The sequence below is a fragment of the Streptomyces sp. MNU76 genome, from assembly GCF_020982545.1.
Classification (GTDB): domain Bacteria; phylum Actinomycetota; class Actinomycetes; order Streptomycetales; family Streptomycetaceae; genus Streptomyces.
Genome location: NZ_JAJKLK010000007.1, coordinates 205,587 through 221,011, shown reverse-complemented (window position 1 = coordinate 221,011; position 15,425 = coordinate 205,587). Strand labels below are relative to the sequence as shown.

14 protein-coding genes are annotated in these 15,425 nt (G+C 65.6%); 2 read left to right on the top strand and 12 right to left on the bottom strand.

The features are described 5' to 3' along the window. Positions 1-76: 76 nt before the first annotated feature. Together E4N62_RS18975 and E4N62_RS18970 are read right to left on the bottom strand one after the other, a co-directional pair. On the bottom strand, positions 77-1,684 hold the full coding sequence (locus E4N62_RS18975; protein WP_230215894.1) for a site-specific integrase: 1,608 nt from the start codon (positions 1,682-1,684) through the stop codon (positions 77-79). Further along, positions 1,681-2,331 carry a helix-turn-helix domain-containing protein gene (locus E4N62_RS18970; protein WP_230215892.1) on the bottom strand — a complete coding sequence of 217 codons (651 nt, stop codon included), beginning with the start codon at positions 2,329-2,331 and terminating at the stop codon, positions 1,681-1,683. Before E4N62_RS18970 ends, E4N62_RS18975 begins: the two co-directional genes overlap by 4 nt. A gap of 91 nt (positions 2,332-2,422) precedes the next feature. On the opposite strand from E4N62_RS18970, the gene E4N62_RS18965 reads away from it, so the two are divergent. After that, positions 2,423-2,716 carry an integrase gene (locus tag E4N62_RS18965; protein WP_230215890.1) on the top strand — a complete coding sequence of 98 codons (294 nt, stop codon included), beginning with the start codon at positions 2,423-2,425 and terminating at the stop codon, positions 2,714-2,716. A 28-nt stretch (positions 2,717-2,744) separates the two neighbouring features. On the opposite strand, the gene E4N62_RS18960 is transcribed toward E4N62_RS18965, so the two are convergent. Both E4N62_RS18960 and E4N62_RS18955 read right to left on the bottom strand, forming a co-directional pair. Then, positions 2,745-3,524: a hypothetical protein gene (locus E4N62_RS18960; protein ID WP_230215888.1), complete on the bottom strand. Its 780-nt coding sequence runs from the start codon at positions 3,522-3,524 to the stop codon at positions 2,745-2,747. A gap of 162 nt (positions 3,525-3,686) precedes the next feature. After that, complete coding sequence (locus tag E4N62_RS18955) at positions 3,687-4,505, bottom strand: serine/threonine protein kinase (RefSeq protein ID WP_230215886.1); 819 nt, start codon at positions 4,503-4,505, stop codon at positions 3,687-3,689. A 316-nt stretch (positions 4,506-4,821) separates the two neighbouring features. On the opposite strand from E4N62_RS18955, the gene serS reads away from it, so the two are divergent. Next, positions 4,822-6,102: a serine--tRNA ligase gene (serS, locus tag E4N62_RS18950; RefSeq protein WP_230215884.1), complete on the top strand. Its 1,281-nt coding sequence runs from the start codon at positions 4,822-4,824 to the stop codon at positions 6,100-6,102. A gap of 157 nt (positions 6,103-6,259) precedes the next feature. Here the strand turns inward: serS and E4N62_RS18945 are convergent, their stop codons facing one another. The 8 genes from E4N62_RS18945 to E4N62_RS18910 all read right to left on the bottom strand — a co-directional run bounded on the left by E4N62_RS18945 (position 6,260) and on the right by E4N62_RS18910 (position 14,641). After that, on the bottom strand, positions 6,260-7,147 hold the full coding sequence (locus E4N62_RS18945; protein ID WP_230215882.1) for a TauD/TfdA family dioxygenase: 888 nt from the start codon (positions 7,145-7,147) through the stop codon (positions 6,260-6,262). 39 nt (positions 7,148-7,186) lie between these two features. Beyond that, entirely contained in the window at positions 7,187-8,443 is a 1,257-nt protein-coding gene (locus E4N62_RS18940) for a M20 family metallopeptidase (protein WP_230215880.1), read from the bottom strand. Further along, complete coding sequence (locus tag E4N62_RS18935) at positions 8,377-9,339, bottom strand: aldo/keto reductase (RefSeq protein ID WP_230216311.1); 963 nt, start codon at positions 9,337-9,339, stop codon at positions 8,377-8,379. Before E4N62_RS18935 ends, E4N62_RS18940 begins: the two co-directional genes overlap by 67 nt. Positions 9,340-9,428: 89 nt before the next feature. Then, the gene (locus tag E4N62_RS18930; RefSeq protein WP_230215878.1) at positions 9,429-10,736 is read right to left on the bottom strand and encodes a radical SAM protein; all 1,308 of its coding nucleotides are present in this window, start codon (positions 10,734-10,736) and stop codon (positions 9,429-9,431) included. A gap of 99 nt (positions 10,737-10,835) precedes the next feature. Next, the gene (locus tag E4N62_RS18925) at positions 10,836-12,326 is read right to left on the bottom strand and encodes a radical SAM protein (RefSeq protein ID WP_230215877.1); all 1,491 of its coding nucleotides are present in this window, start codon (positions 12,324-12,326) and stop codon (positions 10,836-10,838) included. A 30-nt stretch (positions 12,327-12,356) separates the two neighbouring features. Beyond that, positions 12,357-13,487: a 7-cyano-7-deazaguanine synthase gene (locus tag E4N62_RS18920; RefSeq protein ID WP_230215875.1), complete on the bottom strand. Its 1,131-nt coding sequence runs from the start codon at positions 13,485-13,487 to the stop codon at positions 12,357-12,359. A 206-nt stretch (positions 13,488-13,693) separates the two neighbouring features. Further along, positions 13,694-13,846, bottom strand: coding sequence for a hypothetical protein (locus tag E4N62_RS18915; protein ID WP_230215873.1), 153 nt, complete (start codon positions 13,844-13,846; stop codon positions 13,694-13,696). Positions 13,847-14,071: 225 nt separating this feature from the next. Further along, complete coding sequence (locus E4N62_RS18910) at positions 14,072-14,641, bottom strand: ATP-binding protein (RefSeq protein WP_230215871.1); 570 nt, start codon at positions 14,639-14,641, stop codon at positions 14,072-14,074. Positions 14,642-15,425: the final 784 nt, after the last annotated feature.

The following is a 15,425-nucleotide window of genomic DNA, read 5'->3' as shown; positions in this document are numbered from 1 at the left end:
CTCCCGCCAGTGCGGGAGGGCCCGGAGTACCTGGTCAGATACCCGCTGACCGGGACTCGTTCGGTGACAACGGTTGTTAGGCGGTGTGCTCGTCGGCCGGGCCCGCATCCGGCCGCTTGGAGGACGACGGCTCGGCGGCGGAGGGACGGGTAGCCCGCTCACCGGGAACGGCCCGAAGCCGGCGGCCGGAGCGGGGCACGAGCTGGACGACCGCTTCGGCGGCGGCGCGGGCGAGATCGTCGAGGACGGCCTGGTAGATGTCCCGGGTAATACGGGTGTCGGAGTGGCCGAGGGTCTCGGACACGACCTTGATGTCGACCCCGGCGGCAAGCATCAACGTCGCCGCCCCGTGGCGGAGGTCATGCAACCGGACCGGCGGCAGACCGGCCGCCGCCACCAGCCGCTCGAACATGTCGGAGACCTTGCCCGGGTGGAGCCAGGAGCCGTCCTCGTCCGTGAAGATGCGACCGGTCTCCCGCCAGGCCGAGCCCCACTTCTTCCGCGCCTTGTCCTGCTGGCGGCGGTGAGCTTCCAGGTCCCGGTTGGACTCGGCGTCCAGGGCGATGATCCGGATGCCGCTGTCGGTCTTCGGGGCACCTTCGACGATCTCCCAGCCATCCTGGACGAGCTGGGTGGCGACGGAGAGTGCCTGGGTCTTGCCGTTGTGGTCGATCCAGCGGACGCCGCATGCCTCTCCTCGGCGCAGACCCCGGAACGCGATCAGGCGCCACATGGCGTACAGGGGGTGGTCCGCGATGAAGTCGAGGAACGTTCCGGTTTGCTCCGGCGTCCAGACCATCACCGGGGAGGGGCGCTCACCGGTCGCCTCCCAGTGGGCCACCCGCTCCTCGGTCCACACAAGCGCCTTGGGCTTGGTCCCGGGCAGCAGCTCGACGTGCTCGGCCGGGTTGTAGTTCGGGATGATCCGCTGGGCGATGGCGGTGTTCAGTGCCGCGCGCAGGGTGGCCTTGATGTGGTGCTGGGTGTTGATACCGGTGATCCGGCGGAACGGCGGCATCTGGTCGATGGCGGCCTTCAACCACTGGCGGCGGGCGCGGTTCTCCGCGCCCTTCCACGGGATGGTCTTCAGCTCCTCCAGCGCGGCGCGACGCTGGGCGCGCTGCTCCTCGATCTCGATGTTCGACTCGTTGATTGCGTCGAACATCCTGTCCAGGTGCGGCACCTGGAGCTTGTCGAGGCGTATCTGGCCCAGGTGCGGCTTGAGATGAACCCGTATGTCGGTGTCGTACCGCTTGATGCCGTTCACGCGCAGCCGCTTCTTCCCGGCCAGCCACAGGTCGAGCCACTCCCCGACTGTCATCCGGGGATTCAGAGCCTGCCCGGCGGCCAGACGCCTGCGGGTCTCGTCGTAGTCGGGGAGGGGCTCCTTGCTCTTGGCGCAGGTCTCCAGCATGTCGCTCATCGCCAGCTGGGCCGCCGGGTCATCGGCGTCCGGGATGGCGAGGAGCGCGCGGACCTTGCTCAGCTCCTCCGTCGCTTCGGCGGACGTGTCGAAGCCGCTGCGGCGGAATTCGCGGCGGGTGCCGTCCTGCCGGTTCACCAGCTCGTGGCGGACCGCCCACGTGCCGTGACGTTTGTTGGAGAGCTTCGGGCACGCCTTGCCGTAGTTCTTCCCCGTCTCGGGGTTGCGGCAGGAACAGCGCCGGGTGGTGGTTCCGTTCACGCATCGTCCTCGGAGTCGGACTCGGGCTGGTCGACGAAGGCAAGCTGCACGGGAAGGTCGGGAGGGAACAGCCCGCGCTCGCGCATCGCATTGCGGAAGTCGCGCAGCTCTCTGCAGTCATCAAAGGAGAGTTGCTCGTACCCCTGCGCGGCTTCCAGGAGGGTCTGGCGGCGAGCAGGGTCGAGCGTGATGCTCGCCTTCTGCCTGCGTTCCTTGGCGAGCTTGGTGGAGGTCAGGGCCGTGGCGACGGCGTCACTGTGCGCCCGGAAGGTGTCCAGGAACTCGCGAGGCGTTCCCTCCGGGGCGGGCTTGTCCGTCGGAGCCTCGCCGGTGAACCAGGCCACGCCGTCCCAGACGGACATCTGCCGGCCCGGCAACACTGCCACCGTGGGAGCGACGCCGAGTGGGAACAGCAGGCTGATGGGCGGAATCGCGAGCACCTCGGCCAGTACGAGGAACTCGGCGAGGTCGACCGAGTTGCGCCGCCCGTTCTCAAGATTGGTGATCGTCGTCTTCGGCACGGCCAGGCCGAGCGCGGCGCAGGCATCGGCCGTCTCCGCCACGGTGAGGCCGGCTTCCTTGCGGGCCCGGCGCAGCTGCTCGGCCACGCGGGCGGTGAGCTGCGTGGACCAGTCGTCGGTTGTCATAGCTACAACTTACGACGAAAAAAATGGTTGCTGCAACATCCGTGGTACAAGTTCTCCCACTGCAGACCGCTTCACCAGATCGGAGTACGTCATGGCTACACCTGGCGCAGCCCGTGGACCGCAGGCCCTGACCCGCGCGGAGATTCTCGCCCTCCCCGCCGCAATCGACCTCGACACTGCCAACCGTGCGCTGGCCATCGGCCGCAGCACCGGGTACGCACTGGCCAAGCGCGACCAGTACCCGTGCCGGGTCCTGCGCCTCGGCAACGCCTACCGCGTGATCACCACGGACCTGCTGCGCATTCTGGGCATCGAATTCCCTGACGAGCAGGCCGTCCCGACACCAGCTCTTGCCGCGGTCCCCGCCAAGAGCCAAGCCGCATAGGCGATCAGAGAGCCTGTCCCGGAGGGTGTCACCGTCCCGGTGCATCCGCGTTGTGAGCATCGATCGCGGCCAAGAGGTTCAGCAGCGGCTGGTTGGTGGAGCCGAAATCATGTGCCCGGTGAGTGAGCAGCAGAAGCTCGTCCAAGGCGTCGATGTATTCGCGGATGGCCGCAGTGATCCCTTCACGCGTGTACGGAGAGGGCGCCGATGCGAGCCGTACTGCCCACGCGTCCCAGCGGGTGCCCCCGAGGCGGTGGTGGTTGGTCCCCGCTTCTCGATCACGGATCAGCATCGCGACCACGAGGGCATGGCGGGCGAGCTGGAGCGCAAGGTGCGCGCCAATCAGCATGTCCCCGCGAGCAGCCTTGACCGCCGCTAGCACCGCGTCGAACCGGAAAGAGTTGACCAGCTCGGTCACGGTGTCCTCAACGTCCTCGGCCGCAGCGTCGAACTGCGGAACCACCTCACATCCGATGGAAGGCATCACGGTGATGTCGAGGCGACGCAGATCGGGCAGCACGAGGCGGACGACGTACTTGTTGGCAGCGCAGCTGCGCTGGGACGCGAACGAGGGGGCGAAGAAGTCCTCAATGTGCCGCGCGAAGTCTTCCGCCACAAGAATCGGTGCTTCGGAAACCAAAAGCAGATCAAGGTCGGACCACACATCCGTGCCGGACACAAGGTCGTTCGCAGATCCATGAACGCGAAGCTCGCGGATGCGTTCGTCGCCAGCGGCGATCTGGCTCAACTTCGGCAGAATCTGCGCCTGCCAGCCGCGCGGTGGCAGGCCAGGCATGTTGGAGTTCATCTCGCTGCCCAATCCTCGATGTCCAAGAGAACCTTCATGGCGGCGGAACTCCATGATCGCCGCGCTGTCGGCGGCCAGAACCCGCGATACGACCCCCACCGTCGGTCACAGAAACAACCCGACCAGGCAATCCTTCACGCCCAAAGGATGAGCGCAAAGGAATCAATCTGCCGCGCTGACCGCATGCCATGCCTGCATCAACGCATCGACAGAGGCGTACCGATGGGCAGGATCACGTGTCGTCGCCCTGCCGACGACCGCCAGCTGCGAAGGCGAGCCCCGCCATCCCTGCTCCTCATCGCCGGCATCCAGTAGCAGACGGAGAGCTCGGCCGAGCACGAACACGGTCGTTCGGACGTCGATGGTCGAGCCCTTGACGAACTCCTCCGGAGCCATGAAGCGCCTCGAACCCGGCAACCGCTCTGCGTCCAGAAGGAACGGCCCCGGCCGGTACTCGTCCAAGTCACACAAGACCATGCTGTGGGCATCGAAGTCGTACAGCATGCAGCCGTCATAGAAATCGACAGCGAGGAGCCCTGCTCGCTCGACGGCCAGGTGCGCGTCGAGGATCTTATCCAGCGCCTGGAGGACGACAGGGAGAGGGAGTCTGCGGAATCGGGCCATCGGGCTGTCGGGAGCAGCACGGCCGCCGTGGCGGGAGAGGGTGGGGTGGTACAAGACAACGCCATCCACCCACGGGTAGACGAGAGCCAGTCCGCCAGCGATGTCGAAGGCGTGCTGGAGTGGCACAATCACCGAGTGCTGGACCGCGGCATGGATCTTCACCGCACGGCGTAGCGAGACTGCCGCCTCCGACTCGGTCGCGCCCTTCACGAACCACCGCTCGCTCCCGACGGCGACCCCGAACGACACGCAGCCGGAGTCCTGCTCTCGGAAGGCGTGGAAGACGGTGCCTACCTCTTCCAGGTACGGCTCCAGCGCATCGATGAATCCAGCATCCAGCAGCGGGTGCGGTGGCATAGCGCGCCATCCTGGCAGCTCGGACGCACGTTCGCATCCACATCAAGACTGGCGATTACTTGTCCATGCGCCCAGCACCCCAAGGGTCCCCGGGACCTGACTCGACCGTTGGGCCGACCTCGATCTGGTGATCAGCGCGTCGTGAACCCTGGGTGGCTGGTCCTGGAGGCGGATGTGGCTACTAGAGAGGTGGCAAACCATGCCCGCGAGCTCGCGGATCGTAGCAGTATTGATCTAGCGGACGTCGGGAATCGAGTTTGGCCGCAATCGGCCGACTGACTAGAGTCGCTACCCCAGGTGCTTTGAGAGGTACAGGATGATCGACCCGAATTTGTTGCTCCAGGATGTGGACGCTGTAGCGGTGGCGCTGGAGACGAAAGGCACGTCTCCCGAGGCGGTGCGTGCCACATACGACTCTCTCCTGCACCGCAGGTCGGTGATGTCTGAGCTGGAGCAGCTGCGGGCCGAGATGAACCGCCGTTCCAAGCAGGTCGGCCAGCTTATGGCCAAGGGTGACCCGTCGGCGGAAGACGAGCGCAAGCGCCTAGGCGAGCTCAAAGCGCAGATCGCCAAGCAGGAGGCCGAGTACCGGGAGGCCGAGGAGCATTTCCGCTACCAGATGCTGCGTCTCCCCAACCTGCCCGCTCCTGAGGCGCCGGTGGGGCAGACCGAGGATGACAACGTGGTGCTGCGCCATGAAGGCACGCCCGTCCAGGAGTTCGAAGGTAAAGAGTACCGGCCGCACTGGGACATCGCGTCTGACTTGCGCATCTTCGATGCTGAGCGGGCTGCCAAGCTCAGTGGGTCGGGTTTCGCTCTGCTCTACGGCGATGGCGCCCGATTGCTGCGGGCTCTGGTGCAGTTCGGTTTGGACATCAATCGGGACACCTACATCGAGACGGTCGTACCCCACCTCGTGCGCGGGCCGCTCATGGAGGGCACTGGGCACCTGCCCAAGTTTGCGGACGACGCCTACAACACCACGCTCGACGACCTGTGGCTGGTCCCCACTGGCGAGGTACCGCTGACCGGTTTGCATCAGAACGAGATCTTTGACCCCGATGAGCTGCCTAAGCGGTATATGACACACACGTCCTGCTTCCGTCGCGAGGCGGGTGCGGCGGGGAAGGACACCCGGGGCTTCCAGCGGGTTCATGAGTTCCACAAGGTGGAACTGGTCCGGATCTGCACACCTGAGAATGCACAGGAGGAATTCGACGGCCTGCTGGCAGACGCCGAGCGTTCACTCCAACTGCTGGAGCTGCCCTACAGGGTCCTTGATCTGTGCACCGGTGACCTCACGTTTTCCTCGGCGCGGATTTTCGATCTTGAGGTGTACGCGCCTGGAGTCGACCGCTGGCTCGAGTGCTCCTCGGTCGGTCACTTCAGTGACTTCCAGGCCAGGCGCGGTAACATCCGCTACCGCCTCGCGGGCGGCAAGACGGCCCCTGTACACACGCTGAATGGGTCGGCCATCGCGACGCCGCGTTTGTGGGCGGCACTGCTGGAGCACGGGCAGCGGTCGGACGGGACGGTCGAGTTGCCCGAGGTGCTGGTGCCCTACATGGGTAAGCGGATCATCGAACCGCTGGGATGACCTAGCTCGTTCGTGTACGGAATCTGCGCGGGCGAACCTCCCCGCGGGTCCGCCGCTTGCGGATGTCCGCGCTTGGGAAGTTGTCGCCCCGCGGATATCCGCCCGTTCCTGGTTCCGTCTCTTGCGAGCCTGCTCGGAGCGAGCAGGCTCGCAGACATTAGAACAGGGGCATTGCGGTCCTCGCCCAGACTGGGTCGACAAGCCTGGTCCGCACCAGCGTCCGATCCCCTACATCCCCGGGGGGTAGCGGGCCACGGCGGTGCAGGCATCGCCGATTGTCAAACAGCAGAATTTCCCCCTCGGAGAGCCGCCACGCGAGGTGCCCGCGAACCGACCGCAGGGACTGGTGTAGGCGCTCGTCCAGGTCGTGCAGCTCTTGTGCCTGCTCCGGGAAGGATTGCGCGGCGGAGTCGATTTGCTCGCGCAGGTAGCGAAGGCCATCCGGGGCGACGATCGGAGCGAAAACCGTACCCGCCTGGCTGTCGTCGTCCAGTACCCATGGAATGGCCGTCGTCTGCAGTTGCCGCAGCAGCCCATGGTCGCTGGCCAGCGCCTCGCGGAGCACAGTCCATGGCAGGAGTTCGGTGGCACCGCCCCTCTCAGCCGGAGTCGCGCAGAGCAGGCAGGTGAAGACATTCTGTCGGGCCCAGCCGGCGCCGTCGGTGTGCCACCGGGTATCGGCGCCGTCCGCGGAGTGTCTACGTAGGACGTGCAGCGCCTGCCCTGCCGTGTGCGGGACAGTGAGCATGCCAAGCGCGACCGACAGAGCGGCCAGCAGAGGGATCGATGCTGGCTTTCCCGGTCGTGGGGCGACAACTACCGCGTGCGGCGTTGCGTCGAGGCCGGCGCGTACTCTGCGCACGAGCTGACCCCATTGCTCGCCCAGCTCGCTGTGAAGCCGGTGCCGCCATGCTGTCTGCGTGGCTGGTGTCCCGAGTGTGGCGTCGTCGATGGCCAGCTGCCTCCACTGCGTCTCGACGAGGCCAATCAAGTCCGGGCATGCCTCGACTACCGCGCTGTGCGGAAGGCTCACCGGTTGTGTCACTGCCCGTCTCCTTTACGGATCTGGTCACCACTGGCGGTGCTAGTGACCGAAGGGGTGACGCGCCAGCTCTGTAAAGACGTCGACGATTGGTACGAGGGCTTCCTCGTCAAAGTCGAAGAGCGGCGTGTGCAGATCGGCAGGGGATGATCCGTTGCCGCAGCCAACCAGGAGCATGGCTCCTGCACCGTCCTTCAGGTACCAGCCGAAGTCGTCGCTGACTCCCAAGGGCTGGGCGGGATAGGTACGCAGCGCAACGCCTGTTGCGCGACAGGCTGCGGCGGCCAGATCTACGGCGCTGGCGCTGTTGCATAGCGAGGGCCGGATGTCTCGCTCGACCTCGACGTCGATCGCTGCCCCGGTGCGTCTCGCGATCACTGAGGTCAGCTGTCGCAACTGAGCTAAGGCTGCGTTTTCGTCGGCGTCGGACAGCGCCCGCAACGTTCCGTGCAGCTCGCACTGGAGGGGCACGCGATGCGGTTGTTCGCCAGCTGTCAGCCGTCCCACGTGGAGGGCGTGCCGGCGGTTCTCGGTCAGCGTGCGTCCCGCCGCGACAGTGGGTAGTGCGCGGTATAGGTCTACTCCGGCGGAAAGGGCGTCCACGCCTCCGCTTTCGGCTTGGGTCCCGTGGGCCCGGCCTTCTGCGCCGGTGACCCGGACGGTAATACCCGCCACCGAGGCCAGCAGCGGTCCGTCTCGCAGCCCGATCACGCCAGAGGGCAATTCGGGCCACAGGTGGAGGCCGTAGAACATGGGGGGCCTCATCGCCGCGGGTAGACCTTGCAGCACCAGGGGCGCCCCGGATGGATGGGCCTCCTCTCCCTGCTGGAAGACCAGGAGGACAGCGTGGTCGCGCGGCGGGTCGGCGGCAAGCCGGCGAGCCAGCGCCAGCACGGCGGCGGTATGTCCGTCGTGGCCGCAGGCGTGCATAACGCCGAGGACGCGTGATCGGTATGGCGCTGATGTCTCCTCGGCGACAGCGAGAGCGTCGAGGTCTGCGCGGAAGCCCACTGCGGGGCGGATGCCGGGTGGGCCGATGTGGACTGCGACGCTGGTGGGGGCCGGGCGGAAGGGGTGCAAGCCGAAGCGGGTGAGAAGGCGTTCGACGTACGCTGCCGTGCGATGTTCTCGGTGGGCCGTTTCGGGTCGGCGGTGGACTGCGCGGCGCAGTCGGCGCAGCAGTTCGAGGTCGTTACCACCTGCTGTCTGCCGTTCGCTCACTAGGGCGGATGTCACCGGACACCGCCGATCGGCCGACCCGAAGCCGGTTCGGTGCTGTTGCGCAGGGGAAGCGTCCATGGCCGCGGTGCGGGGAAAACGGTATCGATGGCGTTGTCCACTGTCTCGGTCAGGGCTCTGTCGGCGCTGAGGTCGAGTGCCGCAACCGCCGACAGCAACTGTGCTTCCGTGCGGGGGCCGATCACCGCACCGGTCGCTCGCCGGATCACCCATGACAGAGCGACCTGCTCGGGATGGGCACCGGCCTCCGCGCAGATCGCCCAGAAGCGTTCCAGCGCCCTTCGATGGCGGGAGTGCGTGGTGGCGGTGCGTGGGTCGCGTCGGCGAGGCCCCGCATCTGTGAATCCGGCCAGCAGACCCCGATTGAGGGGGCTCCAGGCCAGTGTGCCCAGGCGGTACGCCGCGCAGGCCGGGAGCACGTCGCGTTCGGCTTCGCGCACCATGGCGTTGTACAAGCACTGCTCGACTACTCCGCCTTGGATACCCAGGGTGCGTGCGGTCTCCTGTGCGCGGGCCAAGTGCCAGCCGGCGAAATTGGAGTAGCCGAAGTGCCGGACGAGTCCACGGGAGCGCAGGCTGTGCAGTGCGGAAAGGGTCTCCTCGATTGGCGTGGTGCGGTCGATGTGGTGAAGGTAGAGCACATCGATCGTCTCGACACCGAGGTTGCGCAGGGAGCGTTCGCAGGACTTGCGCAGGCTGAGGGCGGACAGGCCACCGGAGTTGGGCCAGTCGTCGAGGGGCCTGTACACCTTGGTGGCGATCAACACTCGGTCGTGAGTCCTACGGTTGTTTCGCAGCCAGCGGCCGATGATCTGCTCAGTCCAGCCGCCGCCGGGCCGCCACCCGTAGACGTTGGCCGTGTCGACGAGAGTGAGGCCGAGGTCCACGGCGGTGCTAAGGATGCGGTGGGCCTGGGGCTCGGGTGTGTGCGGGCCGAAGTTCATCGTGCCGAGCACCAACGGGTGAATTTCGGGTCCGGTCGGCCCCAGGCGGCGTTGCGGTGGTGTGACGGGCTTCGGAGTTCCCGTGGTGATCGCCATTCCGGTCACAGGAAGAAGCTGTGGGTCGGTCGGGGCAGGACCGCGCGAAGATCTTCGATCCAGGTGGCGACCTCGTCCAGGCGGCCCTGTGTGCGCAGCTGCTCCACCTGGCGGAACAGCTGGTTCAGGAAATAGCCCCGGCCGTTGCGGGGGCAGTAGGTGGTGTAGCAGGAGGTGTCACGGGCGAGCTTCAAGGCTGTGCGCCGACCATCGCCGCTCCATAGCTCCCCTATCGAGGAGGAGGCGACGTTTCCGATGAAGTAGTCCGGATTGCCGTACTGGTCTGAGCACAGCACCATGTCACCGTTCGGGGTGACTTCCCCGAACCAGCCGGCGGCGAGGCACCCCAGGTCGTCTCGGACAGGCAGGTCAGCGGGGGCGACGGTGTTCTCGGGGACGGACTGCTCGGGTATCACCACATCGATGCCTGCCTCGCGCATCCGTCGGTGCCAGGGCGCGTCCGGCCCGATCGCACCCAGGAAGCGCTCGACGGTGTCGGAACGAACATCGAGCTGCGCGGTGTGGAAGGGGAACGCCGGACGGAAGATGGCGTAGCTGACAGCCCCGGGGCCGTATCGTTCTGCGAGGTGACACAGGTGCTCGGCAGTTAGTTCCAGGTCTCCGAGGTTGCGTTCGTCGACCACGATCGATACGCCGACGAGGGTGGACGAGCGCCGCCGCGCTCCTGTCTCGGCCAGAGCGCGCAGATTCTCCAGGACCCGGTCCGCGTACCCACGGCGCGGGTCGTAGTCGTGATGGACTTGGTGGACATCAGGGCTTACCGCATTGAGGCTGACGCGGATGAACACCAGATTGGCGTCGAAGAGCGCGTCGACGCGCCGCGGGCTGAGCAGGCTGCCGTTGGTGAACAGACACTGGGACAGACCGAGCGCGTCGGCACGTAGAGCGGTCGAGTACAGCAACGGGTTCATTGTTGGCTCGCCGCCCACCCACATAATGCCGACACGATGCTCGGCCAGGTGGGAAAGTACGTCGTCGATCTTTTCCTTCCGCATTACCGTCATCGGAGTGGCGCGCGGATGGTTAAAGACGTCGTTGTCCGACCAGTCCTCACGAGCGCTGCGGCAACTGCACCAAGGGCACGCGAAGTTGCACAGATACGTCGGAGACAGCTCGATGTGCAGGGGTATCACTTCGTCATAGCGGCCCTGGAGTACCAGCTCGGCACGGTCCTCCCAGAAGACCCACTGCCCGCTCTCCTTACGAGCGCGTTGGAATGTGCCCAGGTCACCGTAGGTCGCGACCTGATCGGGTAGCGGCCAGCGGGTCCGTATGCCAGGCGGTGCGGTCATGACGTAGTACCTCCGGTCCCTGTGGCGGATCCGCCCGGAGCGCTGCCGCATACAGGCTGGTCGGACGGGTGGTGGGCGGCGGACTGTTGGGTGAAGGCGTCAGACGAAGAACGAGTGCCCCAGCGGGTAGGTGACTTCCCGAAGGTCCTCCATCCAACGCCGGACCTTGTCGATCTCCCCAGCCCGACGTAGCCGCTCGACCTGGTGGAACACCCGATTGTGGTGGTGCCCCCGCGAGTTGTGCGGACACGTGGTCTGGAAGCACTTCTTGGCGTTGATCCGGTCCAGGACCTCGCGCCGCCGATCCGACTGCCATATGTCCTCGAGTGTGTCCTCGAAGAGGTTCCCGATGGTGTACTCGGGATTTCCGTACGAGTCCGAACACAACTGCACGTCACCGTTGTGCCTGAGCTCGCCGTACATTCCATAGGCCAGGCAATCCGTACCCTCGTAGTCGTCCTTGGCCGGCGGCTCCTCGTAGGAGTCCTTGATGAGGATGAGGGGAATGCCGAGGTCGTTGATGATGTTCCATGCCTCCCCGCCCTCGCTGACGAGCTCCCGGGCACGTTCCTTGGTGTCGTCCTGCAGGCGGGCCCACGTGGTGTCGAAGTGCTCGTAGTTCATAACTGGCCGAGCGATGACGTAGTCGATGCCAGGGCCGGCCTCCTCGACGACGGCACGGATCTCCTTTGCAGCGGCGACCGTGTCCTCCATGTTCCGTTCGTCGGTGATCAGGGAGATCCCCACCAGTGTGCGGGCTCCACGCTCCAGCTTGCGGCGGGCTAGTACACGCATGTTCTCTTTGACCCGGTCGAAGTAGTCCCAGCCGCGCGGATAGCCGTGGAACTTGCGGTAGCTCTCCTCTGTACCGCAGTTGAGGCTGATTCGGATCAGGGTCGGATCGGCGTCGAGGCAGTTGTCTACCTCCAGGAACGTGCCGTTGGTGAGAAAGCTTGAGGTGATCCCCTTTTCGCGTGCGTACAGCATCCCGTCATAGGTATACGGATTGGCGGTCGGGTCGCCGCCACCCCAGACGATGCCCATCTGCTCGTCGGTGCGCTGGAGCGCGAGCTGGTCGATGACCCGGCGCAGCCCTGCTGGGTGCATGGTGTTCTTCTTCTCGACTTCGGTGTTGTGCTCCCAGGCGCCCCCTTCGACCCATTTGGTGCGGGTCACCCGGCGGGTGCAGTGCGGGCACATGAAGTTGCAGACGAGAGTGAAGATGCCTTCGAAGTGAGCGGCAGTCAGCTCGTGGTAGCGCCCCTCAAGCACCATCTCGGCGCGCTTCTTCCAGTGAACCCATTGGGCCATGTATTTGGGGGCCTTGCGGAACTCGGTGTAGCTGCCGTACTCGCCGACCCGGTCTGGCAAGGGGTAGGCGGTGCGACCGGGTAGGCGGGGCAACCAAGCACCCGGGTAGGGCTGGAGCGGGCTGACCAACTCCTCGTTGGAGAAGAGCGTCTCGCGGTCGCCGACCCGGAATGCTTGGTGTCCGTCGACGACCCCGACGGGGCGCAGCGGTTCCAGATCGTGATCAGTGATCAGGGGCAGCCTGCGGCGGGAAACCCGCTTTTCCTGGCTGTTGGTCATGTCCAGACTCCGTTCGCCTCGTACCGCCGGTTACGAATGGATCCAGCCGTGCCTGTCGAGCAGTGCGCACACGTCGCACACGCCGGACCACACGGCGTCGGTAACGCTCTGCTGGGCCATCGAGCCGCCGCAGTTCTCGCAGGCAGCGAAGGTCATCGTGTGCTTGGAGGCTTGCAGTGCGTGTGCGGTGAACATCCACGTCTCGATACCGGGCCAAGACCACTGGAGTTGATCGGCCAGGAAGTAGTGGAAGTTCCGGTCGCCAGGATTGAACTCCCACTGGTTGGGAGTCGTTTGCTTCGGCGCGTACCCTGTGAGGTGCGTGTAGTACAGGTGCAACTCGCGCTTGGGTACGAAGGCCAGCGGCAGTATGTACTCATAGGGTCCGACGGTGCGTTGCGGAATCGGTCCCACATCGAAGCCGGTCGTGTACGAGTTCAGGAGCCCGGCCAGCAGGTCGGTGGTGTGCAGCCCAAGCGCGATCTTCCTGGCGCCCAACCGGTCGGCGTACACCTCCAGTACGCGACGGGTGGAGTGATGATCCGCGTACATGGCGAGATGCGCATCCTCCGTCTCCATCAGAAGCATGAGGATCTGTGCCATGGGCCGGTTGAGGTGGAAGACTTCCTCGGCCAAGCTGGCTTCCAGCACGTGGTGGCGAACCTTGTGCTTCTCCGCCAGCCGAGCGGCGGAGTCGAAAGTCTCCGACCACTTGCTGTCGAAGTCCTGGAAGGTGGCCGCCTCGATCTCTACGTTGGGCAGCTCTGCGGCGTCTCTGTAAGCGGCGAGCAGCATGAGCAGAGAGCCGCTGTCCACGCCGCCGGACAGCCCGAGGACGAGGCGATCGCCGCCTTGGACGAGCCCGAACTCGCCGATGGTCTCCCGTACAGTCGCCTCGACGTGAACGGCGGCGGACGGAAGGTCCAGGGGTGTCCGCTCCATGCTCAGCATGCCGGTATCGGCAACCGACAGTCGGCGTCGTACGTAACCGGCGCTACTGTCTCGACTCTCGAATAGCCGGCGGATGCCGACAAGGTCATAGCCCTCGATCAGTCGGGCTTCGTAGCTACGTGCCGGGTCCAGGACGTGGTCATCCGCGACCAGCTGGTCCTGCTCACAGTAGGTGACAACCGACGTGGGCGGGATGAAGTTGCGAAGCATCGCCGACGCTACGGTGTCCCCTGGTTGGGTGATGAGGGTATGTAGGCCCCCTCGCCGGTCGAGCAGTGACAATGCGGGCATGCGGCCTCCCGACGTAGCGGCTGGCAGACAGAGGAGCGGCGACGATGAGACCGGGGTGTAGTTCCCCGGTGTGATAGGGAGCGCGGCGAAACCGCGCTCCCTATCGGCTTACTTGCTGGCTCGGCTTACTTGCTGGCTCGGGGATCAGCGCAGCAGGTCCGGAAGCGGATCAGGTCCGCCTCACGCTTCGCGGTGACCTCCCGTAGCGCAGCCGTGAGGCCCGTGGGCTGGACGACGACACTGCGTGTCGCCTGAAGATCCTTAGTGAGGATGGTCAACGAACTCTCCCTCCGTGGTTTCCAACAGGTTTGACCCCGCGCCATCAAAGTGGCCCTTGTGATCAAAGGAGCCTATTTCTACGGGAGTTGACTCCACAAGATGGCGTTGAATCAAGCGACCAATGACGACGGATCCTATGATCTGTCGCCGATCGGACTCTTGATGCCGGAGCCTGCGGCGACATCCGAGCGAGCTGCGGGGGTCGGTCGTTTCGGATCACAGCCTCAGGCAGCTTGATGCTCCTTCCCAGCAGTTACTGGGAGGAACGACCACCGCGCGTTGGCCGGCGACGCCATGCGGGCCTGACACTCAGTTCGTTGCACGGCAGGTTCACCACCCGCATGGGGTGAGGGCGGTCCCTCCACGGAGTCATTGCCCAAGCCGTCGGTCGACGGCCCCGGGGTGATCTCGAACCATGTCGTCTTGCCCAAGAGCTCCGGCTGCGTCCCCCAGGCATCCGCCAAGGCGTTCACGAGCAGGAGGCCTCGACCGCTCTCGTCGTTCGGCCCGGCCTCAACAACGGTCGGCAACGATGCGTCCATGTCCGTGACTTCGATACGAAGCCGTTCAGCGGCCCGTGTCACAGAGACATCGCATGGAGCATCTGTGTACAGGACAGCGTTGGCGATCACCTCGCCAGCCAACAACTCGACCGTCTCCAGCGTCTGGTCTGACAACCGAAGGCCCAAGTCCTGTGCTAGCGATACAACTTGGCGGCGTGCCGCCGGGACAGCGTCGACAGCAGCCGCAACCGTGAATCCGTGCGTCGGACGTTCGGGATTGCGACGCGCCATGACGACAACCTCACCTTGGTAGTGGCCTTAGTGAAAAGAAGCCTTCCACCCGACAAGAGCTGTGTGAGGACAGTCTGTCCGTAGGCGCGCCCGGCAAGATGCCTTGACACATCGGCGAGTTGTGGTACTGGGGTCGGCTTCTGTCAAGGTCGGAAGCACCGGGTGACGCATGTCGCGTAAACCGTACCCCTCCGCATCTCACATCAGACCTCACCGCTGCCGGTCACGACTTCGCTCGCGGAAAACGCTGCTCGTCGTAGTCCAAGCCTCTGCTCGGCCTGGCCGCGGGCGAGATCCTCCGCAGGGAAGGCGTACGCCGAGCAAATGGGCACCCTGCCCCGTGCGGAGCTGCCCGCGCGGTGATGCCTGGCGACAACTGTCGCCGGGCCCGCGTCATCGCGCTGGCCCCGTCCCAGGCGGCGTCGCGCCCAGGCAGCCTGGCGAGCGGCTGTCCATGCACTCCGCTGTCACGGTCGCCGTATCCGTCGAGCACGCGGGTGGCCTGCCGGAGGAGAGCGGCTCACCATCGCCAGCGCCGACATCGATCACGCCGGCCCCACCGAGAGCAAGACCACCACCACTGTCGCCCTGGACTTCGGCCGGAGCTTCTTCGAGCGTCGTCGGACCCCGTTCGTCGTGGCGGTGAACTGCGTCCATAGCACCCAGCCCTTCGCCGCAGACCATCAGTCCGAACAGCCCGCGACCTGCAAGCCCCGCAGACTGCCGTGCTGATGGTCGACGCTCACAGTAAGGAGTCCGTCCGGACTGTCTTAACACTCACTGC